Source organism: Dechloromonas denitrificans, from assembly GCF_001551835.1.
GTDB lineage: Bacteria > Pseudomonadota > Gammaproteobacteria > Burkholderiales > Rhodocyclaceae > Azonexus > Azonexus denitrificans.
The window spans coordinates 37,565-62,347 of the sequence record NZ_LODL01000013.1; the positions used below are offsets into that span (position 1 = coordinate 37,565).

Genomic DNA, 24,783 nt, shown 5'->3' on the forward strand with positions numbered 1-24,783 from the left:
CATGTTGGCGCTTAGCCGAGGTCGACCGGCACGAAAAGGCGCGCATTGCCGCGTTCGAGCAGAATGGCCGCCTTTTTCCCCGACTTGGCGATGATGCCGCGCAACTGATCGACGCTGTCGATGGGCTGACCATTGACCGAGAGAATGATGTCGCCCGGCCGGATGCCGGCCCGGGCTGCGGCGCCGCCGGCCTGTTCGATCAGCAGGCCGCCATTGACCTCTGCCTGGCGTTTCTCGTCCGGTGTCAGCGGACGCACGGCGACACCCAGGCGGCCCTTGTCGGCACTCGGCGTTTCCGCGCTAGCGAGCTTCTCCTCGTTGAAGCTGCCGATCTTGACGTCGATGTCGTGGGTGCCGCCCTTGCGCCAGATTTGCAAGCGGGTCGATTCGCCCGGCTTTTTCAGGGCGACGGTGGCCGGCAGATCGCCCGCGGAATTCAAGGTTTTGCCATCGACGCCGAGGATCACGTCGCCCGGTTCCAGCCCCGCCTTGGCCGCCGGGCTGCCTTTTTCAACGGAAGAGACGAGTGCGCCAGCCGGCTTGGCAAGGCCGAAGCTGTCGGCCAGCGCCTGATTGACTTCCTGGATGCTGACGCCGAGTTTGCCGCGCTGCACCTTGCCTGTGCTGATGATCTGGTGCTCGACGTTCATCGCCACCTCGATCGGGATGGCGAAGGAAAGCCCCTGGTAGCCGCCGCTGCGTGAATAGATTTGCGAGTTGATACCGATCACCTCGCCGTTCATGTTGAACAGCGGCCCACCCGAGTTGCCCGGATTGACCGCGACGTCGGTCTGGATGAAGGGAACGTAGCTGCCGTCCGGCAGCGTGCGCGACTTGGCCGAGACGATGCCGGCGCTGGCGCTGCTTTCAAAGCCGAACGGCGAGCCGATCGCCAGTACCCATTCGCCGACCTGGGTCTGCAGCGAGGTGCCGACGCGCACCGTGGGCAGATTCTTCGCATCGATCTTCAGTACGGCCACGTCGCTCGCCTTGTCGGCACCCAGCACCCTGGCCTTGAACTCGCGCTTGTCGTTCAGCTTGACCGTAACTTCGCTGGCCTCTTCGACGACATGCGCGTTGGTCAGGATCGTGCCGTCGGCGCCGACGATGAAACCCGAGCCCTGGCCCCGGGTCGGCGTCGATTCTTGCGGCATCTGCCCGCCGAAGCGGCGGAAGAATTGATAGAGCGGATCATCCGGGTCCAGTTGGGGCAAGGTGGCCGCGGTCTTGCGCGTACCGGTGATGCTGATATTGACGACGGCCGGCGCATTGGCAGCGATGATGCTGCGCATGTCGGGCAAGGCAGCTGGCGCGGCGATGACCGCTGGCGTGGCGGGAGCCGCACTGGTCACCGACCCTGCCGCCTGGGCACTGGGTAGGGCTTGCAGATGGCCGAAGGAATAGGCGCCACCGATCGCGGCAGCCACGGCCATTGCTGCAACGGTCATCTTCATTGCTTTCATGATCTGTGCTCCTCCGTAATCTGGAATCAGTGTTCGGAAGGTTTTTCGGCGCCGGCCTGCAATGCCGGCATCTTCAAAGTGCCGCCTTCACGTTTGCTCGAACCTTCCGAGCCCTTGCACTCATTCACCGGGAAGACCGGTTCAGCGGCGAATGTCGGTGGTGTCATGACGGTGCCGAGTGAACCGACTACCAGTAATGAGCGCAGCATGGGGCGCAGCCGGCTCAACGGGGCGGGAAGGCGAATGTTGCTCGGTGCCACGGAAGACAAACCGAAATGATGACGGGCCGTCATTAGGAAACCGGCGATGACGTGGGCTTGAAGGGTTTCATTGTTTGGCATGGGAAGCTCCTTGTGTCTCGTTTCGAGCCCTAGTTTTATGCAAAAGCCGAAATTTTCAAGTTGTCTTTGTGCGACGGTTTGTATCCAATTTTTTCAACGGCTGCCTGCGGCAAAAAAGGAAAACCGGAAAAGAGGTCCTCGCCAACAGACAGAATTCGCTCAGGCAACGCACCAAAAACAAACGCATTGTCGGAAATATTCCCTAGAACGGGGCATTGTCGAGAGGCATTCCCGGTTCGGTGTTGCCAGTTTTGTTGTAGATAAAACAATGGTTTATGGAATGAATTTTGCCCGGAATCTACCTGGCACGAATAACGCTTAATAGCTCTCATCTGGTCTGACCGGTCTGAACTGTTAAACAAAATGCCTAGTGTTTCCAACATCGCAGCCCAAACCCTGCAACGCCGCATTCTCGACGGGCAATACCCGGCCGGGGCGGCTCTTCCAGGCCAGCGCGAACTGGCCGAAAACCTCGGCATCAGCCGCGCCTCGCTGCGTGAAGCGATCTCCATGCTCGAAGCGCTCGGCCTGCTGCGCTCTTTTCCCGGCAAGGGGGTTTTCGTCACGGCTGGCAGCAAGCTCAGCGCCAGCGATCTGCCGGCCGGGCCGAGCGCGATGCCGCCGGACGCCATCTTCCAGATGCGTTTCGTCATCGAGCCGGCCAATGCCAGCTTGGCGGCGCGCGCCCGCAGTGCCGAAGGGCTCGACGCCCTGCGCGAGTGCATGAGCGAAATGCAGAAGGCGCTCGGCGCCAACGATCTGGTCACCGCTGCCGACTGCGACCTGCGCTTTCACCTGGCGCTGGCCGAACTCTCCGGCAACCCGGCGCTCGCCGCGATCACACAGCAGTTCCAGGCCCAACTCGCCTACAGCCTGCGTCTGCCCTTCGCCGACCGCAGCCACATCTGGCATCCGGCGGACGAACACAACGTCATTCTCGCCGCCGTTGCGGCAGGCAATGCCGCCGCCGCCCGCAAGGCCATGCAACAACATCTGCGCTCGGCCGCCGGCCGGGTCGGCATCCGCTTTACCCAACCCTGACCTCGTTCCTTCCCTGGAGTCCCGCCATGAAAAAACGCCAATTCCTCCATGCCCTGATCGGCGCCTCGCTGATCGGCAGCGCCGTCCTATCGGCCAACGTGCACGCCGACGCGCTGGCCAATGCCGAAAAGAGCGGCACGCTGCGCATCGCCGTACCGCAGGACTTTCCGCCTTTCGGCACGGTCGGCCCCGACATGAAGCCGCGCGGCTACGACATCGACGTCGCCAACCTGATCGGGCGCGAACTGAAACTCAAGGTCGAACTGATCCCGGTCACCAGCACCAACCGCATTCCCTACCTGACGACCGGCAAGGCTGACCTGGTCATTTCGACGCTGGGCAAGAATGCCGAGCGCGAGAAGGTGATCGACTTTTCGAGTGCCTACGCGCCGTTCTACAACGGCATCTTCGGGCCGCCCGATATCGCCATCAAGAGCGCCGCCGACACCGCCGGCAAGACGGTGGGCGTCACCCGTGGCGCGGTCGAGGATCTCGAATTCAGCAAGATCGCCCCGGCCACGGCGACGATCAAGCGTTTCGAGGACAACAACGCGACCATTTCGGCCTACCTGTCCGGCCAGGTACAACTGATCGCTACCGGCAACGTGGTCGCCGCCGCGGTCAATGAACGGACCAAGATCCGCCGCCTCGACACCAAGTTCCTGATCAAGAACTCGCCCAATTACGTTGGCGTGAACAAGGGTGAGGGGGCTTTGCTGGCCAAGGTCAACGAAGTGATCGCCAAGTTGAAGAAGAGCGGCGATCTCAACCAGGTGTCGCAACGCTGGCTGCAGGCGCCGCTGCCCGCCGATCTCTGATAACGCTAATGGCGCCGCCCGTGTGACGGCGCCGGAGAACCGCCCATGGCTTACGCTTTCGATTTTTCATCCGTCCTCGAATACCGCGAGGCGCTGCTCGCCGGTACCGTCAAGACGCTGGGGCTGACTGCCGTCGGTGCCGTCTGCGGGCTGGCCATCGGCATCTTCGGGGCGGTTTCCCGCGCCTGGCGGCTGGCCCCGTTCGACCGCATCTTCACGGTCTATGTCGAGCTGATCCGCAATACGCCCTTCCTGGTCCAGCTTTTCTTCATCTTCTTCGGACTGCCGTCGCTCGGCGTCCAGATCAATGAATGGCAGGCCGCCATCCTGGCCATGGTGGTCAATCTCGGTGCCTACAGTACCGAGATCATCCGCGCTGGCATCGAGGCGACGCCGCGCGGCCAGATCGAGGCGGCGCAGTCGCTGGCGATGAGCCGGGCGCAGCTTTTTCGCCATGTCGTGCTGCCGCCGGCCCTGCTCAAAGTCTGGCCGTCGCTGTGCAGCCAGGTGGTCATCGTCATGCTCGGCTCCTCGGTCTGTTCGCAGATCGCCGCCGAAGAACTGACCTTTGCCGCCAACTTCATCCAGTCGCGCAATTTCCGCGCTTTCGAAACCTACTTCATCGTCACCGGCATCTATTTCCTGCTCGCCATCGCCGTGCGCCAGGCGATGATCCAGGCCGGCCAGCGACTGATCGCCCGGAGAGCCCGATGAGCGATATTTCCTACTGGGACATCGTCCGCAATCTGTTCGACGGTCTGTTATGGACGCTCGGGCTGTCGCTGACTGCCTTCGTCCTCGGCGGCTGCGCCGGCCTGCTCGTCCTCTTCGCCCGGATCGCCAAGCACCCGCTGCCGCGGCGTTTGGCCCTGGGCTATATCGAGGTCTTCCAGGGCACGCCGCTGCTGATGCAACTGTTCATCATCTTCTTCGGCAGCAGCCTGCTCGGGCTGGAAGTTTCGCCCTGGCTGGCCGCTGCCCTCGGTCTGACCCTGTTCACCAGCGCCTACCTTGGCGAGATCTGGCGCGGCTGCGTCGAGTCGGTACCGAAAGGGCAGTGGGAAGCCTCGGCCAGCCTGGCACTGACCCATTTCGAGCAGATGCGCCACGTCATCCTGCCGCAGGCCTTGCGCATCGCCATCGCGCCCAGCGTCGGTTTCTCGGTGCAGGTGGTCAAGGGCACGGCGGTGACCTCGATCATCGGCTTCGTAGAACTGACCAAGACCGGCTCGATGCTGGCAAACGCCACCTACCAGCCCTTCATGGTCTTCGGGCTGGTGGCGCTCGGCTACTTCGCGCTGTGCTATCCGCTTTCCGCCTACTCCCGCTATCTCGAAAGGAACATCCATGGCTCTCGTGCGCATTAACGGCCTGCACAAGCATTTCGGCAGCAACCACGTACTGAAGGGCATCGATCTCGAGATCGAGGAAGGGCAGGTCATCGCGCTGATCGGTCGCAGCGGTTCGGGCAAGAGCACGCTGCTGCGCACCATCAACGGCCTCGAAAGCTTCGAGCAGGGGGAAATCCAGGTCGATGGCGAACACCTGCATCCGCACGAAACCGATCTGCGTACGCTGCGCCAGAAGGTCGGCATGATCTTCCAGCAGTTCAACCTGTTCCCGCATCTGTCGGTCGGCCAGAACGTCATGCTGGCGACCACGGTGGTTAAGAAGATCGGCAACAAGGAGGCCGAGGACATCGCCCGCACCATGCTGCTCAAAGTCGGGCTCTACGAGAAGTTCGACGCCTATCCGGATCAGCTGTCGGGCGGCCAGCAGCAGCGCGTCGCCATTGCCCGGGCGCTGGCCATGCAGCCGCGCGTGCTGCTTTGCGACGAGATCACCTCGGCGCTCGACCCCGAGCTGGTCAATGAGGTGCTGGCCGTGGTCAAGACCCTGGCTGCCGAAGGCATGACGCTGATCATGGTCACCCATGAAATGCGCTTTGCCCGCGAAGTCGGCGACAAGCTGGTGTTCATGCACCATGGCCGCATCCACGAAGCCGGCGATCCGCAGACCTTGTTCAGCAATCCGCAAACGCCCGAACTGGCCGGTTTCATCGGCTCCATCAACTGAGTTTTCACCATGGATCACACCAATATCCTGACGGCTCCGGCCGTCGCGCTGCCCGACTGGGCGCGCCAGCAGATCAACCTGGCCGACCCGCGCCTGGGCGCCGAGGCGATCGCCTGTTCCGACGACTTCTTTGCGCCGATGGCGCGCCTGTTGCAGGCTTCGGCTGCCATTTTCGTGCCGGGCAAGTACGACGCCAACGGCAAGTGGATGGACGGCTGGGAATCGCGCCGCAAGCGCGGTCCCGGCCACGACTGGTGCATCGTCCGCCTGGCCCGGCCGGGGCGCATCGCCGGCGTCGATATCGATACCAGCTTCTTTACCGGCAACTATCCGCCGGCCGCCTCGCTTGACGGCTGCCCGGAGGGCAGCGACCCGGCGCTGGCCGAAAGCTGGCAAAGCCTGCTGCCGCCGACCGCCCTCTGTGGCAACCAGCACCATCTGCTGGCACTCGACAGTACGGCCTGCTTCAGCCATCTCCGCCTCAACATCCTGCCTGACGGCGGCGTTGCTCGCTTGCGCGTCTATGGGCGGCCGGGCGGGGCGCCTGTTGCCGGCGAGAACGGCATGGTCGACCTGGTCGCCGCGCTCAATGGCGGCTACCCGGTGGCGTGGAACGACGCTCATTTCGGTGTCGCCGGCAACCTGCTGCTGCCCGGACGCGGCGTGGACATGGGTGATGGTTGGGAAACCCGCCGGCGGCGCGAGCCGGGCTTCGACTGGTGCCTCATCGCTCTCGGTCAGCCCGGCACGATCCGACGCATCGAGGTCGATACCGCCCATTTCAAGGGCAACTTCCCGGATCGTTGCTCGCTGCAGGCCGGCTACGCGCCAGGCCTGAGCGACCAGGCGCTGGTTGCACAGGCGCAGTTCTGGCCGACCCTGCTGCCGGAAGTGAAGCTGCAGGCCGACCACATCCACAACTTCCTCGACCAGGTGGCCGCTCTCGGTACGGTCAGCCATGTCCGGCTCAATCTCCACCCGGACGGCGGCGTTTCCCGCCTGCGCCTGTGGGGCGAGGTCGGCCCGGCATGAACGGCGGCCTCCACCTGCTGCCGGCGCTGCCGCTCAGCGCCGAGGCCTTTGCGCCTTTCGGCCAGGTCATCGAATGCGCCGGCCATGCCGGTTATGCGATCAACGAAGGCAGCAGCCAGCGCTTTACCGATCTCGCCCAGCTCGAAGCCGATGCCGAGGGCCGACTGGCGCTCAGCATCTTTCGGGCCGAAGCCCGCCAGGCGCCGTTTGCGCTGAGTTGCCTGGAGCGCCACCCGCTTGGCTCGCAGGCCTTCATGCCGTTGCACGGGCAGGCCTTTCTGGTGGTTGTTGCCGAGACAAGGCCGACCTCTGCGCGGGCGGCACCGGAAAGTCTGCGTGTTTTCGTCAGCAACGGCCGGCAGGGCATCAATTTTCGCCGGGGCGTCTGGCACCATCCGCTGCTCGCGCTGAGTGCCGGCGATTTCCTGGTCGCCGACCGACTCGGCCCCGGCGACAACTGCGAGGCAGTCGATATCGCCGGCTGGCAAGTCGGCATTGCACGCTGATTTCGGTGGCCGGGCCGGGCTCCGGTAAAATCCGGCCTCATGAGCCCAGCCAACGACCCCAGCATCCTTTCCCCGCTCGGCAAGCCGACCGAGTACCGTGCCGACTACGCGCCCGAACTGCTGTACCCGATTCCCCGCCAGCTGAAGCGGGACGAACTGGGGATCAGCGGCGCGGCGCTGCCTTTTGTCGGCGAGGATCTGTGGAACGCCTATGAAGTCTCCTGGCTGAACCCGAAGGGCAAGCCGGTCGTTGCGCTGGCCACTTTCCGGGTGCCGGCCGACAGTCCGAATCTGGTCGAATCGAAATCCTTCAAGCTCTACCTGAATTCGTTCAACCAGTCGGTCTTTGCCGATGAGGACGCCGTCGAGACAACGCTGGCCCGTGACCTGTCGGCTGCGGCCGGGGCAGAGATCGGGGTAAAAGTGGCCGTTTTGGGCAGTCGACCGCAGGTCTCGGTCGCTTATCCCGCCGGCGAGCTGCTCGACGACCTCGACATCGCCTGCGACAGCTACCAGCCGGCACCGGAGCTGCTGCACGCCACCGATGGCCCACTGGTCGAGGAAACGCTCTATTCGCACCTGTTGAAATCCAATTGCCTGGTTACCGGCCAACCGGACTGGGCGATGGTGGTCATCCGCTATCGGGGCCGGCCGATCGATCGTGCCGGCCTGCTGCGCTACATCGTCTCCTTCCGCGGCCACAACGAATTCCACGAGCAGTGCGTCGAACGCATCTACTGCGACCTCACCGAGCACTGCGCGCCCGAGGCGCTCGCCGTCTACGCCCGCTACACCCGGCGCGGCGGGCTGGACATCAATCCTTTCCGCAGCAGCGGCGAATTTGCCGCACCCGACAATACGCGGGAAGTACGCCAGTAAGGCTGTCGGTGGAGAACATGACCGCGCTCTCCCGGCTGCATCGTGAGATCGATGCCCGCGTCCAAAATATCCGCGAGAACCACCCCGACTGGCTGTGCGGCAAGGGCTGCGACCAGTGCTGTCGGCGGCTCGCCGAGGTGCCGCAACTGACCGCCACGGAATGGGCATTGCTGCGCGACGGCCTTGCCGCGCTGACGCCGGAATGCCTGCAGGAAGTCAGCCGGAAGATGGCTGCGCTGGGCGCATCCGCAGCGCGCCCCATTGTCTGCCCGCTGCTCGACTCATCTACCGGCGCCTGTCCCGTCTATGCCCAGCGCCCGGTTGCCTGCCGCACTTACGGCTTCTACGCGCAACGCGAGCTGGGGCTTTATTGCCATGACATCGAATCCCGCGTTGACGATGGCCGCCTGGCCGATGTGGTCTGGGGCAACCACGACGCCATCGATCATCGACTCGCCGGCCTCGGCGAAAGCCGGCCGCTGACCGAGTGGTTCGCGGGTTGGGAATCGGCCGGGCGCGGTGCTTGAGCGCATGAATACAATTTGTAACTGAACAAATATTGTTCTGGCGTTACCATTTACGGTTTACATGAGCATCGTGCCGATTGCTCTTCATAACCGGAATGAGATGATGAAATATCAACCCCTGCTGATTGCCGCCTTGCTGGCCGCTCCCTTCCACGCATTTGCGGCGGATGCAGTCAAAATCGATATTTACCTGGCGGGCAACTTGAAACAGTCAGTGTCGCTGGTCGGGCCGAACGCCAGCGTCAAGGTGGCTGCGGCCGGTGTGCCAAATACGACGCTCGAATTCCGCCTGATCGCTCCGGAGCCGCTGATTGTCGAAATGAAGGAAACCACGACGGATGGCGAAGTGATCGGCCGCATTAAGATGCCGACGCCCGGCAGTTCCTTCGCGGTTGCCGACATCAAGGGGGCGAAGTTTCACAGCCCCTATCTGCTGGTCCGCCAGGACTGAGCCAAAGCAGGTAAGCGAGCCGCTCAGCGCGGCTCGAACAGCCAGCGGGAGACCGCTTGCACGTAGCGCGGCATGATCACGAAGACGACCAGCGCAACGATGGTCGCCGCGATGATGCCGTGGCTGATTCCCCAAGTCCCCAGGAGCGGGACGGCTTCGAACAAGGGCTTGAAGAGCGGTGGAATCAGCATGGTTAGCGGCCAGATTACCGAAGTGGTGATCAGCCACTGCTTCCACGGCGCCGGCTTCTTCTGGGCCGGGGACGAGGGCGTGAACCAGAACTCGATGCCGGGCTGGATGTGAAAGCGGTCTTCGTGTTCGAAGGCATCGGCAATCTCGGCAAGCAGGTCCTGGCGCTCGGTCGAGCCGGTCCAGTGCTCGGCATCGGCCAGGCTGGCAAAACGGATCAGGATCGTATATTCGTTGTGGCCGGGCGTCGGGCGGATGATGTGCACGCCCTGATGCCCCGGATACGCCGCCGCCCGGGCGGCGATGGTGCGCAGCCATTGCTCGTAGCGGCCAAGGGCCTCCGGCCGTACCCGCTGCTGGATATGCAGCGTGACGCTCTCGTCTGACGCTTTGCCGCGTACCGGCGTTGAAGCCACTTCGTCGCTCATCATTCCTCCAAATGCCTTCAAAATGCCCAGCACATGCAGCCGCCCAGCCCGTCATGCAGGTGTGGCGCTGGGTGCGGGTGCGCCCGGCAGGGCGCTGGCCGGGCAGCCGCGTGATGATACGCGAGCGGGGCGCCGTAGCCACCAAAGGTCGCGACCGGCGACCACTCGGGGAGGACCGGCAGCGCGGGCGGATCGAGTCGCCGGAACTCTTGCGTCGCGTAGACCGGCTTGCCGCCGACGATGGTCAAGACCGATTCCAGCGCCTTGATCTCGGCTTCCGGGATCGCGAAGTAATCGGCCGAGAGCACGCAGAGATCGGCCAACTGGCCGGCGACCAGTCGCCCCTTCTTTGCGGCCTCGCCGGAGAAGCCGGCGCTGCCCACGGTGTATAGGCGGAGCGCCTCTTCGCGGCTCAGCCGGTTGGCGGCCGGATAGAGCGCCAGGCCGCCGCAGGTGCGGCCGCTGACCAGCCAGTAAAGCGCGGCAAACGGGTTGTAGCTGGCGACGCGGGTGGCATCGGTGCCGGCACCGACCGGGACGCCCAGTTCGAGCATGCGGCGGATCGGCGGCGTGCGCTCGGCCGCCCGGGCCCCGTAGCGCTCGACGAAATACTCGCCCTGGAAAGCCATGCGGTGCTGCACGGCAATGCCGCCGCCCAGCGCCCGAACGCGCTCGATATTGCGGTCACTGATCGTTTCGGCATGATCGAAGAACCAACCCAGCCGGTCGATCGGCACTTCGCGGTGCACCGACTCCAGCACATCGAGAAAGCGGCTGATCGATTCGTCGTAGGTGGCGTGCAACCGGAACGGCCAGTGGTTGGCGGCGAGCAGGCTGACCACCTCGGTGAGTTCGGCTTCCATGACTGCCGGCAAATCGGGCCGCGGCTCCTGGAAATCCTCGAAATCGGCAGCGGAAAAGACCAGCATCTCGCCGGCCCCGTTGCTCCGGTAGAAGTCGCTGCCGGCACCGGGTGCGGTCAACTTCATCCAGCGCGCAAAATCCAGCTTTTCTTCCTTGGGTTTCTGGGTGAACAGGTTGTAGGCGATGCGTACCGTCAATTCGCCGCGGCGATCGAGTTCCTCCACCACCTGGTAGTCGTCCGGGTAATTCTGGAAGCCGCCGCCGGCGTCGATGCAACTGGTGACGCCGAGCCGGTTCAGTTCGCGCAGGAAATGGCGGGTCGAGTTGATCTGCTGTTCGAGCGGCAGCTTCGGCCCCTTGGCCAGTGTCGCGTAGAGGATCATCGCATTCGGCTTGGCGAGGAGCAGCCCGGTCGGATGGCCGGCCTTGTCGCGGGCAATCATGCCGCCCGGCGGGTCGGGCGAGTCGCGGGTGTAGCCGACGGCGCGCAAGGCCGCCTGGTTGAGCATGGCCTGGCAGTAGAGATGCAGGATGAAGACGGGAGTGTCGGGTGCTGCCGCGTTGAGTTCTTCCAGCGTCGGCAGGCGGCGTTCGGCAAACTGGAATTCGCTCCAGCCGCCGACGACGCGCACCCATTGCCCGGGCGGCGTGCGCTGGGCCTGCTCCCTGAGCATCTGCAGCGCCAGGGAGAGCGAGGGAATGCCGTCCCAGCGCAGTTCGAGGTTGTAATTGAGGCCGCCGCGGATCAGGTGCAGGTGCGAATCGTTGAGGCCGGGGATGGCCGTGCGCCGGCCGAGATCGACGACCTCGGTCTGCGGACCGCGGTGACCCATGATTTCGCTGTCGTCGCCGCTCGCCTGGATCAGGCCGGCGCCGATGGCCAGGGCGGAAACGAAAGGCCGGGTCGGGTCGTTGGTGGCGATCCGGCCGTTGTGGAGGATAAGATCAGCCGCTGCCTGATCGTTGGTGATGTTCGCCATGCTGCCTCCTGCGTCGGGTTTGACGGCCGTTCGGCCGTCAGGGCTCAATCCAGATCGAACAACAGCACTTCCGAATCGGCGTCGGCCGCGATCGTCAGTTTCTGTTCCATCTCAATCTTGGCGGCATCCCCGGTTTCGAGCTGAACGCCGTTGACGCGTACCGCCCCGCGCACCAGATGCAGGTAAGCCATGCGCTTGGCGGCCAGGCTGTGCGAGACCTGTTCGCCGGGGGCAAGCAGGCTGGCGTAGAGGTCGACGTCGCGATGGAGGGTGACGCTGCCCTCACGGCCATCCCGCGAAGCGACCAGGCGCAGCCGGCCGCGCTTGTCTTCGGGCGCGAAGAATTTCTGCTCGTAGCTCGGCGCCATGCCCAGGGTGGCCGGCTCGATCCAGATCTGCAGGAAATGCACCGGCGAACGGGGCGAGGGGTTGAACTCGCTGTGCAGGACGCCGCTGCCGGCGCTCATCCGCTGCACGTCGCCGGGGCGGATGAGCGTTCCGTTGCCCATGCTGTCCTTGTGCTCCAACTCACCGGCCAGGACGTAGCTGATGATCTCCATGTCGCGGTGGCCGTGGGTGCCGAACCCCTGGCCGGGCTCAACCCGGTCCTCGTTGATGACGCGGAGCGCTCCCCAGCCCATCTCCCGCGGATCGTAATAATCGGCGAAGGAAAAGCTGTGCTGGCTGTGCAGCCAGCCGTGGTCGGCCTGGCCGCGATCGGAACTTTTGCGCAGGGTAATCATGGCAATCTCGATGGGGTGATAGGTGGTGGGCGTCGGGCAGGGCGGGGGCTTCAGTGGCCTTCGCTGCCGCCGAACATCGATTTGGCGTAGATCAGGCCGAGGCCATAACTGCCGCCGTGGGCAATCGAGGTGGCGACCGTCGCGTCGTAGGTTTCGCCGCGTGCCCAGTCGCGTTGCAGTTCGAGCAGGTACTGCAGCGCCGTCATCGGCCGCACGCCGGCCTGGATCATGCGTTCCATGGCGCGCTGATGGGCCTCGTCCGAGACATCGCCACAGGCATCGGCGATGACATAAACCTCGAAACCCTGATCGAGTGCCGACAGTGTCGGGCCGACGATGCAGACCGAGGTCCATAGCCCGGCGAAGACGATCTTGGCCTTGCCGATCTGATTGACCCGCTCGGCAATCCGCGCGTCCTCCCAGGTGTTCATCGTCGTCCGGTCGATCACCGGGGCGTCGGCGAAGACCGCCTTGATTTCATCGAACATCGGTCCGGAAAAGGATTTTTCGGCGACCGTGGTCAGGATGGTCGGCACCTTGAATTCGTCGGCCGCCTTGGCGACCAGCGCGGCGTTGTTGCGCAGCGTGATGGCGTCGATCGATTTGGTGGCAAAGGCCATCTGCGACTGGTGATCGATCATGATCAGCAGGTGGTTGCTCGGGTTGAGGAGGGTTTTTCCCGGGGTCGGCGTGGCTTGGGGCATGGTCATTCTCCTTCGCTTGTGGAACACTCGTTGTGAGTGCGAGCCCCCAGTCTAGTTGCAAGAATTTTTATTAAAAGTAGGTTCCTGACGGTAACTATTAGCCATCCATCATGCCTTTGCGACCCAAGCCGGCGACCCAGCCGCCCCTGCCTCATGACTGCCCGCTGGAAGATGTGCTGAGCCTGCTGGCTGGTGCCTGGACCGTGCAGATTCTGTGGTTTCTGCGCGCCGGCCCGCGCCGCTTCGGCGATCTGCGCCGTGATCTGGCGCGGGTGTCGACCAAGGTGCTGACCAATCGCCTGCGCGTCATGCAGGCGCACGGTCTGCTCGTGCGCCAGGTTCTGCCCAGCAATCCGCCGCAGGTCGAATATTCCCTGACCGCGTTGAGTCGGGAACTGGAGCCGGTCCTCAACAGCATGGAAGCGGTCGCCCGGCGCCTGAAGCAGCACCGCCCGCCGCGTCAGGAAGGCTAAGCGGACTGCCGCCGACTTTCCTGGCGGGCACTAATTGCTGGCGCTGCGGTCCTTACCGGAGTGCGACTACGGGGATCGGGGAGAACACGATGGGCAAGGGGCGTTTGGAAGCATTCAGCGATGGCGTTCTTGCCATCATCATCACCATCATGGTGCTTGAGTTGAAGGTGCCGCATGGCGAGCAGATCGAAGCGCTGGCCCCGTTGGTTCCGGTGTTTTTCAGTTATGTGCTGAGCTTCGTCTACGTCGGCATCTACTGGAACAACCATCACCACATGCTGCACACGGCGCACAGCGTCACCGGGCCGATCCTGTGGGCCAACCTGCACCTGCTGTTCTGGCTCTCGCTGTTTCCCTTCGTCACCGGCTGGATGGGGGAGAACCACTTCGCGGCAATGCCGTCGGCCGTCTACGGTGTGGTGCTGTTCATGGCGGCGGTGGCCTACTGGATACTGGAGCAGACCATCATCGCGGCGCAGGGCAGCGCTTCCCTGTTGCGCGAAGCTTTGGGTAGCGACTGGAAGGGGAAGGCGTCGCCGGTGGCATACGCCATCGGTGTGCTGCTGGCTTTCTGGTCACCATCGCTGGCGCAGGCCATGTACGTCCTGGTCGCCTTGATCTGGCTCATTCCGGACCGCCGCATCGAGAAAGCGCTGGCCGGCAATTAAGGCCGGGCTGCTTGAAGTGCGTTTGGCGGCGTGCTGGTCCGCCATGCTGCGAAATTCGTTGCTCGCCCCCTGCGACAAGTCGACCGTCGGCAGGCCGCCCATTTCCTTCGAAACGCGCTCCCTGCGTACTCTTGCGTATTCCCATCGCTCGGCCTTCTCGCCATAATCGCCGCATGAATTCGCGCCTTCCCCTGACTTTGCCGAGTTGGCATGCCTCGTTGCACCTGGCTTTTGCCTGTGCTGGTGAACGCACCGTGCTGCGCGAAAATCGCCATCAGGGGCCGTTGCGCGTGCAGAAGGCGCTCTACCCGGAAGGCGAGGCTGTTTGCCAGGCCATCCTGTTACACCCGCCGTCCGGCATCGCCGGTGGCGATCAACTGAATATTTCGGCCGTTATCGGTACCGGTGCGCACGCCCAACTGACGACGCCGGGCGCCGGCAAGTGGTACCGCTCGGCCGGGGCGGAAGCGTCGCAGAAGATTGCCTGGACGGTGGACGAGGGCGCCACGCTGGAATGGCTGCCGCAGGAGACCATCGTTTTCGACGGGGCGCGGGCGCGGATGGAAACCCGCGTTGCGCTGGCCGAAGACAGCCGTTACCTCGGCTGGGACATTCTCTGCCTCGGCCGGGCGGCGGCAGGCGAGCGTTTCGAGCGCGGCCGTTTTGACCTGTTTTACCGGGTCGACCGGCGGAATGGTTATTCCAGTCAGCCGATCTGGCTGGAGCGCGGCGGCTTTTCCGGTAACGACGCCATGCTGCACAGTCCGGCCGGCTGGGCTGGCGCAACGGTGTGCGGTACGTTGCTCGCTGCCTTCCCGCACACCCCCGAAATGCTGGCCGCCTGCCGCGAACTGGTGCCGGCCGATGCCGCCAGTCACGCGCTGACCGCCTTGCCCGGCCTGCTCGTCGCCCGCTATCTCGGCGACAACAGCGAAGCCGCCCGCCGGTGGTTCGCCGACCTGTGGGCGATCCTGCGCCCGGCCTGCTGCGGTCGACCGGCCGTAAACCCAAGAATCTGGAATACCTGAGGAATCGTCATGGAACTGACGCCAAGAGAGAAAGACAAGCTGTTGATCTTCACCGCCGGCCTGCTTGCCGAACGGCGCCAGGCCAGGGGCCTGAAACTCAATTACCCGGAAGCCGTGGCGCTGATCACCTGCGCGATCATGGAAGGCGCCCGCGAGGGGAAAACGGTGGCCGAACTGATGCACGCCGGCACCCAGGTGCTGAGCCGGGCCGACGTGATGGACGGCATCGCCGAGCTGATCCCGGAGATCCAGGTCGAAGCGACTTTTCCGGACGGCACCAAGCTGGTCACCGTGCATAACCCCATCGTTTGAGGTGCAGACATGATCCCCGGAGAACTCCTCGCCGAACCCGGCGAACTCGAACTGAATGTCGGTCGACCGACCATCACGCTGGTCGTCGCCAATACCGGCGACCGGCCGATCCAGGTTGGCTCGCACTACCATTTTTATGAAACCAATGCCGGCCTGAGCTTCGACCGTGACGCTGCCCGCGGCTTCCGTCTCGACATCGCCGCCGGCACCGCCGTGCGCTTCGAGCCGGGGCAGACGCGGACCGTGCAACTGGTCGCACTGGCTGGTGAGCGCAAGGTTTACGGTTTCCGTGGCCTGATTCAGGGGGCGCTATGAGCACGAAAATCAGCCGTCAGGCCTATGCCGAAATGTTCGGCCCAACGACCGGCGACCGCCTGCGCTTGGCCGATACCGAACTGATCATCGAAGTCGAAAAGGATCACACGATCTACGGCGAGGAAGTGAAATTCGGTGGCGGCAAGGTCATCCGCGACGGCATGGGCCAGAGCCAGCGCGTCTCGGCGGAAACGGTCGATACGGTAATCACCAACGCCTTGGTCGTCGATGCGGTGACCGGCATCATCAAGGCCGACATCGGTTTGAAGGACGGCCGCATCGCCGCCATCGGCAAGGCCGGCAACCCGGACATCCAGCCCGGCGTCACCATCGTCATCGGCCCCGGCACCGAGGTGATTGCCGGCGAAGGCATGATCGTCACGGCCGGCGGCATCGACAGCCACATCCATTTCATCTGCCCGCAGCAGATTGACGAGGCGCTGTATTCCGGCGTGACGACGATGATCGGCGGCGGCACCGGGCCGGCCACCGGCACCTTCGCCACGACCTGCACGCCGGGGCCGTGGCACATCCACCGCATGCTCGAAGCGGCCGATGCCTTCCCGATGAACCTTGGCTTTCTCGGCAAGGGCAACGCCAGCCTGCCGGCAGCACTGCGCGAGCAGGTCGAGGCCGGCGTCATCGGCCTCAAGCTGCATGAGGACTGGGGCACGACGCCGGCCGCCATCGACTGCTGCCTGACGGTGGCCGACGAGATGGACGTCCAGGTCGCCATCCACTCTGACACGCTCAACGAATCGGGCTTCGTCGAAGCGACGCTTGCTGCCTTCAAGGGCCGCACCATCCACACCTTCCACACCGAAGGCGCCGGTGGCGGCCACGCGCCGGACATCATCAAGGCGGCCGGGCTGCCCAACGTGCTGCCCAGTTCGACCAACCCGACCATGCCGTATACGGTGAACACCATCGACGAGCATCTCGACATGCTGATGGTTTGCCACCACCTCGACCCGAGCATTGCCGAAGACATTGCCTTTGCCGAATCGCGCATCCGGCGCGAAACGATTGCCGCCGAAGACATCCTGCACGATCTCGGCGCCTTCTCGATGATGAGTTCCGACTCGCAGGCGATGGGCCGTGTCGGCGAAGTCATCATCCGCACCTGGCAGGCGGCGCACAAGATGAAGCTGCAGCGCGGGGCGTTGCCGGAAGACAACGCCCGCAACGACAACTTCCGCGTCAAGCGCTACATCGCCAAATACACCATCAACCCGGCGCTGACCCACGGCATCGCGCACACCGTCGGCTCCATCGAAGTCGGCAAGCTGGCCGACCTGGTGCTGTGGAAGCCGGCTTTCTTCGGCGTCAAGCCGTCGCTGATCCTGAAGGGCGGCATGATCGCCGCCGCGGCGATGGGCGACCCCAACGCCTCGATTCCGACGCCGCAGCCGGTGCATTACCGGCCGATGTTCGGCAGCTTGGGCAAGGCGCTGAAAACCTCGGTGACCTTTGTCTCACAGGCGGCGCTGCAGAATCCGGCGGTCCACGCGCTGCAACTGCAAAAACCGCTGGTCGCCGTGTCCGGCACCCGCACGCTCAAGAAATCCGACATGGTGCACAACGGCGCCACGCCCGAGATCACCGTCGATCCCGAAACCTACGTCGTCAAGGCCGACGGCGTGCATCTGGTCTGCGAGCCGGCGACCGAATTGCCGCTGGCCCAACGCTACTTCCTTTTCTGACATGCTGATCCTCAACCAACGCACCCTAGCCCCTGCCACCGACTCGGTGGCACTTGCCTACGACGAACGCAAGCGCAGCCGCCTCAAGGTCCGGCTGGCCTCCGGCTTGGAGGCCGGCATCTTCCTCGAACGCGGCGACCATCTGCACGGCGGCGACAAGCTGCTGGCGGAGGAGGGAAGTGCTGTCGTCGAAATCCTTGCCGCGCCGGAAAAGCTGATCGAGGCGGTGGCCGACAGTCCGCTGCTCTTCGCCCGTGCCGCTTACCACCTCGGCAATCGCCACGTGCCGGTGCAGATCCTGCCGACCGATAACGGCGGCAAGCTGCGTTTTCAGACCGACCACGTGCTGGCCGAGATGGTGAAAGGCCTCGGCTGCGCGGTCAGCGAGACCGAAGCGCCGTTCCAGCCGGAATCCGGCGCCTACGGCGGTGGCCATCACCAGCATGGCGATGAAGCCGCTGACGACCTGCACAACCCCGGTCACGGCCCGCACCGCTCCGTCCCGAAAATCCACGAGTTCAAGCCGCGTTGAGCAGCAGCCTGCAACTCGCCCGCCTGCTGCAACTGGCTAGCCCGGCGCTGCCGGTCGGCGCCTACACCTATTCGCAGGGCCTGGAGTGGGCGGTCGAAAGCGGCGTTATCCGCGACGAAGCGAGTGCCGGGCGCTGGATCGGCGATCTGCTGCACCACGGTATCGGCCGCTACGAGGCGCCGCTGGTTTTTGCCTTGGTGCGGGCGTGGACCGCCGGCAACGTTAGCGAGATCGCCCGCCTCAACGAAGAATTCCTGGCCAGCCGCGAATCCGCCGAACTGCGGGCCGAAACGGCACAGATGGGTTTTTCGCTGCACCGGCTGGTCCGCGACTTGCGCGATCCCGGTCTGGCGGGCGTCGAAAGCACGCTGGCCGGGCTCGGTGAAATCGCCTTCCCGACTGGCTGGGCCGGCCTTGCCGCCTATTGGCAGATCGATCCGGAAGCGGCGGTTGCTGCCTACCTGTGGTCGTGGGCCGAAAACCAGGTGATGGCGGCACTGAAAGCCGTGCCGCTCGGCCAGGCCGCCGGTCAGCGTCTGCTGGCCAGTTTGGGGGCGGCGATCCCGAGTGCTGCGGTCGACGCCCTGAAATTGCCCGAAACCGAATGGTCCAACTTCACGCCGGCCTTCGCCATTGCCAGTGCCCGGCACGAAACTCAATATTCCCGTTTATTCAGATCGTAAAAACATGAGCAAACAAGCATTGCGCGTCGGCATCGGCGGCCCCGTCGGTTCCGGCAAGACCGCCCTGACCCTGGCCCTGTGCCAGGCCCTGCGCGACAGGATCGACATGGCCGTCGTCACCAACGACATCTACACTGCCGAGGACGCCAAGTTCCTGGTCAATCACTCGGCGCTGGAACCCGAGCGCATCATCGGCGTTGAGACCGGCGGCTGCCCGCACACCGCCATCCGTGAGGATGCCTCGATCAACCTCGAAGCGGTGGACCGCCTGCAACGCGCTTTTCCCGGCGTCGAGCTGATCCTCGTCGAATCCGGCGGTGACAACCTGGCCGCCACCTTCTCGCCGGAACTCTCCGACCTCACGCTCTACGTCATCGATGTCGCCGCCGGCGAGAAAATCCCGCGCAAGGGCGGGCCGGGCATCACCAAGTCCGACCTGCTGGTCATCAACAAGATCGACCTGGCGCCGATGGTCGGCGCCTCGCTCGAAGTGATGGCGGCCGACGCCAAGGTGCAGCGCGGCAACCGCCCCTTCGTCTTCACCAACCTGAAAACCGGCCACGGCCTGCAGACGGTGATCGACTTCATCCTTGAACAGGGCATGCTCGGCCGCGCCGCCTAAGCACCCACCGCTGGCCGGCAAACCGCCAAAAATGCTGTAGGAAACCCGACAATGGCCCACTGGTGCGCGCCGAAAGGCCCACCAGTGCAGGCTTTCATCTCGGGCGTGGAATTTGCTGTGAGGGGTTCGTACCCCACTTCAGAGCAAACAACATGACCCCAGAACTGCGTGCTTCGCTGATTGCCGGCCTCAAGGACGGCAGCATCGTTCCCTACCTTGGCCCGGGCGTGCTGGCCGACGTCAAGAATGCCGCGACCGGCGCCCCGATTCCCGCCGACAGCAATTCGCTGATCTATGCGATGAACGACGGCAAGCCGATGGCGCCGAAGCTGATGTACGAATTCCCGCGCGCCGCGATGAATGTCGAACTGAAGCGCGGGCGCAGCGCCGTCACCAAGTTCCTGACCCGCACCTACGGCGACACCGCCTGGACGCGCGGCGCGGTGCACGACTGGCTCAAAGAAATCTGTCCGCACTACGTCATCGACATCAACCGCGATACGCAATTGCAGGATTCCTACGCTGCCGTGCCGCACAACCTGATCGTCGGCATCGCCCGCCTCGGCGGCACCGATTTCCGCTACAAGCTGTATTTCTGGGACGGCACGGCCTACCAGAAAACCGATGCCGTCAATCCGGCCATCCCCGTCCTCTTCAAGCCGATGGGCACGCCGAAGCCGGAGCCGACCTACATCGCCTCCGACGCTGATTACGTCGATTTCATCACCGAGCTGATGGGCGGCTTTTCCATTCCGCCGGCCATCAAGGAACTGCGCAAGGGCAAGCAATACCTGTTGATGGGTCTGCGCCTGAACCGTGACACCGAGCGCATGGTGATGGCCGACATCATCTACAGCGCCAGCCAGCCGGCCGGCTGGGTCTTCATCAGCGAGCCGACCGAAAAGGAAAAGCGCTACTGCAAGAAGATCGGCCTGCAGATCATCGACGCTGACGTCTTCGAATTCATTGGCGCGGCACAGCCGGCCTGAACCATCCATAAAACAGGGAGTAAAACCATGCTGCTCGATCGTTACGAATCGCTCTTTTTCAACGCCAACTTCAAGGAAGCCGCCAGCGAAGCCGGCTGGGCCGCCTACCGGGGCGAACTGGTCCTCAAGGAAGGCGAGGTCGCCGACGCCCAGGGCCGCCGCAAGCCGCCGCATGAAATCCTCAAGCAGGCCGCCCTGCTGACGGCCGGCGACGAGCTGAAGCTGATCACCGGCTCGCTCGACGCCCTGCAGCACTTCCCGTCGCTGCTCGAAAAATACGGCGCCGACATCAAGCCGGGCACCCAGGGCATCTTCTTCACGGTCAATATCGACAAGCCCTTCGTGTCCACGATCAATGGCGTGCCGGTCGCCTTCGTGCCGCTGGTCCAGGGCATGGCCTGGAACGAACTGATCGACCTCGTCGCGCTGGAAAAGGGCGACTTCAAGGGCCAAAGCTCGGCCGACAAGGTGGTCACGGTCTACCACGCGCTGAAGGACACCAAGTTCAAGTATCCGGAAGTCAGCCTGGATGAGGCCTTGAGCAAGACCAACAACGCCAAGCGCGAGAACCACGGAGCGATCTGATGCCCTGGAACGAGCGCTTTACGCTCGGGGTGGCGGAGATGGATGCCACCCATCACGAATTCGTCGCGCTGGCCGATGCCCTGCAGGCGGCCAGCGACGACGAGTTCCCGCCGCTTTTCGCCAAGCTGCACGAGCATACCCGGCTGCATTTCGAGCATGAAGGCAAGCTGATGAAAGCCTGCCGTTTTCCCGCCATCGGCGAGCACAACAGCGAACACCTGCGTGTGCTCGGCGAACTGGCCCACTTTGCCCGCGGCGTGGCGGCCGGTCGCCTAGGCAGTGCCCGGGCCTACGCCAAGGGCTTGCCGGACTGGTTCGGCAGCCATCTGGCGACGATGGATTCGGCACTGGCTGCTTGCCTGAAGCAGAAAATGCCAGCCTGAATCAGCTACGGAATCGCAATGTACAGACCACTAAATCGCATCGGCATTGACCAGAGGAAATCATCAGCTTGACCGATCCCAGTTGAACGGCAACTTGGTGCCCTAAGCAGAAGTAGGTGGCTCGGGCAAGCAGACGATCGGGAATTCCTGAAATCACCAGCCTGAGCGTTTTTTTGTGCTGCTCAGGTGGATAGATGGGTTATACCGATTCGAGCTCTTTGAGCGTTTTTCCATCTTTGTTCTTCCAGACGGTAAGCCCATTCGCCGTGCCACCACAGACAACGGCGGCGGCGGTGCTTGGACTAGGAAACTCGGTATCTTTTGAAAACGTGAGGGCTTTGCCATTTGCAACTAACGTTCCGTCATCAATTAGACGTTTTCTGAAATTTACAACCCAAGGATATTTGTGTGCAGCGGGTCGTTCTTCGAGAGCTGCCTGAGAGTTTTTAAATACAACAAAGCCAGCGGCGTTTTGCGTCGCTGTAGCTTTAAGACCCTTGAGTTCATAAATCAGGATGTCTTTCTTCGCCGTTGCTTCCTGATGTACCGTTGTTGGAACAAGAAAGTCTGTGCCGAGTGCTGGCATAAGTTGGTGGATTTTCTGAAGGAAAATTTCCATATCTTCTCTGTCAGATTCAGGGAGTTTCGCCCCGCTCCCTTGGCTATTAGTTACTACAGCGCGCCCTGCTTGTTTTGCCTGCTCGATAAGACGCCCCTCAAGGTAACGGATGTGGGCCTTTGTCAGGTTTTCGTCTTTGCTTACAAAGAACACAATATGGTTCCAGAAGTCTTTTTCCAAATGACTTTTTAAACGATCTCGTATTGCCTCCGCCTCACCAATATAGACAGCACTCCTCCCAGTCTCTGGATCTAGTCCGGTGAGAAAATACACACCTGACCCAGCTGCTTCGTCACGGGCCAGAAGACCATCAAACTCGTTGCGTGGCGCGGCTACAGCTTTGCCGGTCCAGTTTGAGAGCTCTGCGGTGCGAAGGCGCTTTGCATCGCCGTGGACGAGGAAGATTTTGATAGTTGCGCTTGGCATAGGATTAAAAAGTATAACGTTTGAATTCACCGACCTGCGTGGCTTTTCGCGCAGGTCTGCTGGAATGAGAGGTTATGCATCATGACTTACCACCCGTTACCTCAATTAGCAATAGTCTTGCTTTGTCTCGTTGTTGCTGCAACGACCTGAGCTCAACTTCCACACGCATGTAGCCTTCATCTTTCGGGCTGTCCACCATCATCGGTACGTTCCTAGCAAGCTCCACCTTCTTTGCCTTTATCTCTGCGTCGAGGCTTTGAATTAGCGCCTCTACATCTTGCTTTCGTCTAGGATTTTCTTCTGCATCCGCGACACAGGCCTTGGGCAAGACTATCTGAGTTTTAAGAACTGTCTCCGCCTGATTGAGTCGTTTTTGTAGTTCGGCCTTCTCTCTTTCAATAATCGTGACTTCCTTCTTGTGCAGGCCATCCGCGACTGACCAGACGGTAGCCCCTGATGCTAAGGCTCCAACGAGGAAGGCCAGAAAGTTGTTCTTGAATTTTTCGATGACAGACATATCCATGCGGACATTCCTATGATGCATAGCAGTTATTCAACGGACCCACCGGTCCGCATATTGATAATCATAAAACATCGAAATTCCAAGCAACTGATTGATTCATTTGGGGGCGACTCCGGCAGACTGTCCGCGTATGCAATGATAGTACGGACCGGCGAAAAGTCGGTATGCCGACGGCAAGAAGGTTCTGGCGAATGGTAGCTGTTGAGCAGTTTCTTGAAGGACCGCTATTGGCCGAACTCAACCTGATGACAATTGTGTAGTCACTGTGCCGACCTGGTCATGGTCCTGATATTACCTGGTCAGCATTGGTGAGAATCTATGGTCAACTCAGTTGATATTCCGCATCAGCGGCTGGCTGGTGCGATGGGGGTATGGGAAAGGGCCAGCTTCAGCAGTTTGGCCGCCTGTTCCTCGCACTGTCGGCGGGTCGTGTCATCGAGCGCCCGCAGCCAGCGTTTGGGGATGCCTTCCAGCCCGTAGCGGGCGCCGGCCAGCATGCCGGCGATGGCGCCGGTGGTGTCGGCATCGCCGCCGCGGTTGACGACGTCGATCAGGCAATCCTCGAAACTGCTGGTGTCGAAGCAGGCCTGCAGCACAGCCTGCATGGTTTCGACGACATAGCCGCTCGGGTTGTCGCAGCGCTTTTTGTCGTAGGCGAATACCGGATGCTTTTCGACCAGCACGGCCGCTCGATCGCGTTGTACCGCACCGGCGTCGCGGCCGTCGAGAAAGTCCTGCACCATGAAAAGCAGGGTTTCGCAGGCGGCATCCGAGAGGACGTTGTGGTGCGTGACATGGGCCTGGGCGCGGCTGGCAAAAATGGCCTTTTCCGGCGGTTGACCGTAGCAGGCCAGCGCCACCGGCAGCGCACGCATCGCGGCGCCGTTGCCGGCATCGTGTTCGGAAGCAAGCGCCTCCGGATTGCCGGTCTTGCGGAAGTGGATCAGGTTGCGGCGCACGGTATTGCCGATATCGACCGGCTTGGCGCGCATCCAGGCATCGAAGGCGCTGGCCGCAGCCTTGGCGTCGATGCCGCCGCTGCTCAGGATCGCTTCGCCAAGCGCCAGAGACATCGTGGTGTCGTCAGTGACTTGGCCGGCCTTCAGGCGCAGCCAGCCCCCGCCGGTGATGTCGCGGTGCACACCGTGCTGGTCGCGAATTTCGTTGGGGGTCAGGAACTCGACGGTGGCGCCCAGCGCATCGCCGATCGCCAGACCGATATAGGCGGCCGTCGCCTTGTCGAGTTGCGGCAAGGCCCAACTCGGCGGGGCGGCGCGCCGACGAACAGGGGCGGTACGGGCGATTAGTTCTCCGGTCCAAAACATTTGGCGTAGTCCTGGCAAACCCCGCAGGATGGGGCGGGGCAGACGTAGATGCCTTCGCGCGAACAGAACTGGCGATAGAGGAATTTCTTCCACTTCATGTCGCCGGTGTTGGCGCGGGCAAGTTCGGGAAAGTTGAGCCACATCAGGCGGGTCAGTTCCTCGCGGCTGGCGAAGCCGAGATCCTGCCAGAGATGGTCGCGGCCGGCGCAGGCGGTGGCCAGGATGTTGGCGACCAGCAGTTCGCTGGGCGCCTGACGGGCGCGATGGTCGAGCAGCAGTTTGCGCAGGTCTTCCCATTCGGGGATCGCTTCGATCTCGCGTTGTTCGGGCTGGATGTCGCAGGCCGGGAAATAGGCGTGGTGCAGATGGCTGCAGGCAGCCTCGCCCAGACCGAGATGGCCGGGCAGGCAACCGTCGCCGGCAGCCTGGCCGGCGACGATGCTGGCCAGCAATGAACGGTTCGGATCGCCCGCCGCCAGGCCGACGGCCGGCGTCGCCAGCAGTTCGGCCAGCAGCAATGCCCGACGGGGCAGGCGATCAGGGCCGTTCATCGCA

The 24,783-nt window shown here is 63.1% G+C and carries 32 protein-coding genes; 22 read left to right on the plus strand and 10 right to left on the minus strand.

The genetic code is table 11. The features are described from left to right. Positions 1 to 11: 11 nt before the first annotated feature. Both AT959_RS06395 and AT959_RS06400 read right to left on the minus strand, forming a co-directional pair. Positions 12 to 1,463 carry a DegQ family serine endoprotease gene (locus AT959_RS06395; protein ID WP_066881826.1) on the minus strand — a complete coding sequence of 484 codons (1,452 nt, stop codon included), beginning with the start codon at positions 1,461 to 1,463 and terminating at the stop codon, positions 12 to 14. Between the two features lie 26 nt (positions 1,464 to 1,489). Further along, positions 1,490 to 1,804 carry a hypothetical protein gene (locus tag AT959_RS06400; RefSeq protein WP_066881829.1) on the minus strand — a complete coding sequence of 105 codons (315 nt, stop codon included), beginning with the start codon at positions 1,802 to 1,804 and terminating at the stop codon, positions 1,490 to 1,492. A gap of 363 nt (positions 1,805 to 2,167) precedes the next feature. Here AT959_RS06400 and AT959_RS06405 point away from each other — a divergent pair, with 363 nt between their 5' ends. The 10 genes from AT959_RS06405 (at position 2,168) to AT959_RS06450 (ending at position 9,134) form a co-directional block, all read left to right on the plus strand. Further along, positions 2,168 to 2,845, plus strand: coding sequence for a FadR/GntR family transcriptional regulator (locus tag AT959_RS06405; protein WP_066881831.1), 678 nt, complete (start codon positions 2,168 to 2,170; stop codon positions 2,843 to 2,845). Between the two features lie 26 nt (positions 2,846 to 2,871). Beyond that, positions 2,872 to 3,663 carry a transporter substrate-binding domain-containing protein gene (locus AT959_RS06410; RefSeq protein WP_083518244.1) on the plus strand — a complete coding sequence of 264 codons (792 nt, stop codon included), beginning with the start codon at positions 2,872 to 2,874 and terminating at the stop codon, positions 3,661 to 3,663. A 45-nt stretch (positions 3,664 to 3,708) separates the two neighbouring features. Continuing rightward, on the plus strand, positions 3,709 to 4,377 hold the full coding sequence (locus AT959_RS06415) for an amino acid ABC transporter permease (RefSeq protein ID WP_066881833.1): 669 nt from the start codon (positions 3,709 to 3,711) through the stop codon (positions 4,375 to 4,377). After that, positions 4,374 to 5,030 (plus strand): amino acid ABC transporter permease, encoded by a 657-nt coding sequence (locus tag AT959_RS06420; protein WP_066881834.1) that lies wholly within the window; start codon positions 4,374 to 4,376, stop codon positions 5,028 to 5,030. Before AT959_RS06415 ends, AT959_RS06420 begins: the two co-directional genes overlap by 4 nt. Then, the gene (locus AT959_RS06425) at positions 5,011 to 5,739 is read left to right on the plus strand and encodes an amino acid ABC transporter ATP-binding protein (protein ID WP_066881836.1); all 729 of its coding nucleotides are present in this window, start codon (positions 5,011 to 5,013) and stop codon (positions 5,737 to 5,739) included. Before AT959_RS06420 ends, AT959_RS06425 begins: the two co-directional genes overlap by 20 nt. A gap of 9 nt (positions 5,740 to 5,748) precedes the next feature. After that, positions 5,749 to 6,771 (plus strand): allantoicase, encoded by a 1,023-nt coding sequence (gene alc / locus AT959_RS06430; protein WP_066881840.1) that lies wholly within the window; start codon positions 5,749 to 5,751, stop codon positions 6,769 to 6,771. Continuing rightward, positions 6,768 to 7,277, plus strand: coding sequence for an ureidoglycolate lyase (locus AT959_RS06435; protein ID WP_066881842.1), 510 nt, complete (start codon positions 6,768 to 6,770; stop codon positions 7,275 to 7,277). Before alc ends, AT959_RS06435 begins: the two co-directional genes overlap by 4 nt. Positions 7,278 to 7,316: 39 nt before the next feature. Further along, positions 7,317 to 8,156 (plus strand): NADPH-dependent 7-cyano-7-deazaguanine reductase QueF, encoded by an 840-nt coding sequence (gene queF / locus AT959_RS06440; protein ID WP_066881844.1) that lies wholly within the window; start codon positions 7,317 to 7,319, stop codon positions 8,154 to 8,156. Between the two features lie 17 nt (positions 8,157 to 8,173). Next, on the plus strand, positions 8,174 to 8,683 hold the full coding sequence (locus AT959_RS06445) for a YkgJ family cysteine cluster protein (protein WP_066881846.1): 510 nt from the start codon (positions 8,174 to 8,176) through the stop codon (positions 8,681 to 8,683). 103 nt (positions 8,684 to 8,786) lie between these two features. Then, the gene (locus AT959_RS06450) at positions 8,787 to 9,134 is read left to right on the plus strand and encodes a hypothetical protein (protein WP_153130742.1); all 348 of its coding nucleotides are present in this window, start codon (positions 8,787 to 8,789) and stop codon (positions 9,132 to 9,134) included. A gap of 23 nt (positions 9,135 to 9,157) precedes the next feature. Here AT959_RS06450 and AT959_RS06455 read toward each other — a convergent pair whose 3' ends face one another. The 4 genes from AT959_RS06455 to AT959_RS06470 are packed head-to-tail and all read right to left on the minus strand — an operon-like array spanning position 9,158 to position 13,042. Further along, a complete protein-coding gene (locus tag AT959_RS06455; protein ID WP_083518245.1) occupies positions 9,158 to 9,754 on the minus strand; it encodes an antibiotic biosynthesis monooxygenase in 597 nt (198 codons plus the stop codon). Positions 9,755 to 9,768: 14 nt separating this feature from the next. Then, positions 9,769 to 11,595 (minus strand): amidohydrolase, encoded by a 1,827-nt coding sequence (locus AT959_RS06460; RefSeq protein ID WP_083518246.1) that lies wholly within the window; start codon positions 11,593 to 11,595, stop codon positions 9,769 to 9,771. Between the two features lie 44 nt (positions 11,596 to 11,639). Continuing rightward, a complete protein-coding gene (locus AT959_RS06465; protein ID WP_066881852.1) occupies positions 11,640 to 12,338 on the minus strand; it encodes a pirin family protein in 699 nt (232 codons plus the stop codon). A gap of 50 nt (positions 12,339 to 12,388) precedes the next feature. Then, positions 12,389 to 13,042 carry a hydrolase gene (locus AT959_RS06470; RefSeq protein WP_066881854.1) on the minus strand — a complete coding sequence of 218 codons (654 nt, stop codon included), beginning with the start codon at positions 13,040 to 13,042 and terminating at the stop codon, positions 12,389 to 12,391. Positions 13,043 to 13,152: 110 nt separating this feature from the next. Between AT959_RS06470 and AT959_RS06475 the strand changes: the two genes are divergently transcribed. The 12 genes from AT959_RS06475 to AT959_RS06530 all read left to right on the plus strand — a co-directional run bounded on the left by AT959_RS06475 (position 13,153) and on the right by AT959_RS06530 (position 21,335). Beyond that, positions 13,153 to 13,515: a winged helix-turn-helix transcriptional regulator gene (locus AT959_RS06475; RefSeq protein WP_083518247.1), complete on the plus strand. Its 363-nt coding sequence runs from the start codon at positions 13,153 to 13,155 to the stop codon at positions 13,513 to 13,515. A gap of 89 nt (positions 13,516 to 13,604) precedes the next feature. After that, entirely contained in the window at positions 13,605 to 14,183 is a 579-nt protein-coding gene (locus AT959_RS06480; protein WP_066881856.1) for a TMEM175 family protein, read from the plus strand. A gap of 173 nt (positions 14,184 to 14,356) precedes the next feature. Continuing rightward, positions 14,357 to 15,211 (plus strand): urease accessory protein UreD, encoded by an 855-nt coding sequence (locus AT959_RS06485; protein ID WP_066881858.1) that lies wholly within the window; start codon positions 14,357 to 14,359, stop codon positions 15,209 to 15,211. Between the two features lie 9 nt (positions 15,212 to 15,220). Continuing rightward, positions 15,221 to 15,523, plus strand: a complete 303-nt coding sequence (ureA, locus tag AT959_RS06490; protein ID WP_066881860.1) for an urease subunit gamma — start codon at positions 15,221 to 15,223, stop codon at positions 15,521 to 15,523. Between the two features lie 9 nt (positions 15,524 to 15,532). Next, a complete protein-coding gene (locus AT959_RS06495; protein ID WP_066881862.1) occupies positions 15,533 to 15,838 on the plus strand; it encodes an urease subunit beta in 306 nt (101 codons plus the stop codon). Next, positions 15,835 to 17,541, plus strand: a complete 1,707-nt coding sequence (ureC, locus tag AT959_RS06500) for an urease subunit alpha (RefSeq protein WP_066881864.1) — start codon at positions 15,835 to 15,837, stop codon at positions 17,539 to 17,541. The genes AT959_RS06495 and ureC overlap by 4 nt, the downstream gene beginning before the upstream one ends. 1 nt (position 17,542) lies before the next feature. Beyond that, complete coding sequence (gene ureE, locus AT959_RS06505) at positions 17,543 to 18,073, plus strand: urease accessory protein UreE (protein ID WP_066881866.1); 531 nt, start codon at positions 17,543 to 17,545, stop codon at positions 18,071 to 18,073. Continuing rightward, entirely contained in the window at positions 18,070 to 18,756 is a 687-nt protein-coding gene (locus AT959_RS06510) for an urease accessory protein UreF (protein ID WP_066881868.1), read from the plus strand. Before ureE ends, AT959_RS06510 begins: the two co-directional genes overlap by 4 nt. A gap of 4 nt (positions 18,757 to 18,760) precedes the next feature. Continuing rightward, positions 18,761 to 19,378: an urease accessory protein UreG gene (ureG, locus tag AT959_RS06515; RefSeq protein ID WP_066881871.1), complete on the plus strand. Its 618-nt coding sequence runs from the start codon at positions 18,761 to 18,763 to the stop codon at positions 19,376 to 19,378. 152 nt (positions 19,379 to 19,530) lie between these two features. Continuing rightward, the gene (locus AT959_RS06520) at positions 19,531 to 20,367 is read left to right on the plus strand and encodes an SIR2 family protein (protein ID WP_066881873.1); all 837 of its coding nucleotides are present in this window, start codon (positions 19,531 to 19,533) and stop codon (positions 20,365 to 20,367) included. Positions 20,368 to 20,394: 27 nt separating this feature from the next. Beyond that, positions 20,395 to 20,952, plus strand: a complete 558-nt coding sequence (locus AT959_RS06525; protein ID WP_066881875.1) for a hypothetical protein — start codon at positions 20,395 to 20,397, stop codon at positions 20,950 to 20,952. Further along, positions 20,952 to 21,335, plus strand: coding sequence for a bacteriohemerythrin (locus AT959_RS06530; RefSeq protein ID WP_066881877.1), 384 nt, complete (start codon positions 20,952 to 20,954; stop codon positions 21,333 to 21,335). The genes AT959_RS06525 and AT959_RS06530 overlap by 1 nt, the downstream gene beginning before the upstream one ends. A gap of 199 nt (positions 21,336 to 21,534) precedes the next feature. Here the strand turns inward: AT959_RS06530 and AT959_RS20395 are convergent, their stop codons facing one another. From AT959_RS20395 to AT959_RS06550, 4 genes are all read right to left on the minus strand, one after another. Further along, entirely contained in the window at positions 21,535 to 22,410 is an 876-nt protein-coding gene (locus tag AT959_RS20395; RefSeq protein WP_205629845.1) for a GIY-YIG nuclease family protein, read from the minus strand. A 49-nt stretch (positions 22,411 to 22,459) separates the two neighbouring features. Next, positions 22,460 to 22,903 carry a hypothetical protein gene (locus tag AT959_RS06540; protein ID WP_066881881.1) on the minus strand — a complete coding sequence of 148 codons (444 nt, stop codon included), beginning with the start codon at positions 22,901 to 22,903 and terminating at the stop codon, positions 22,460 to 22,462. Between the two features lie 344 nt (positions 22,904 to 23,247). Next, positions 23,248 to 24,228, minus strand: a complete 981-nt coding sequence (gene draG, locus AT959_RS06545; protein WP_083518249.1) for an ADP-ribosyl-[dinitrogen reductase] hydrolase — start codon at positions 24,226 to 24,228, stop codon at positions 23,248 to 23,250. After that, positions 24,207 to 24,779 (minus strand): nitrogen fixation protein NifQ, encoded by a 573-nt coding sequence (locus AT959_RS06550; protein WP_066881885.1) that lies wholly within the window; start codon positions 24,777 to 24,779, stop codon positions 24,207 to 24,209. Before AT959_RS06550 ends, draG begins: the two co-directional genes overlap by 22 nt. Between the last annotated feature and the right edge of the window lie 4 nt (positions 24,780 to 24,783).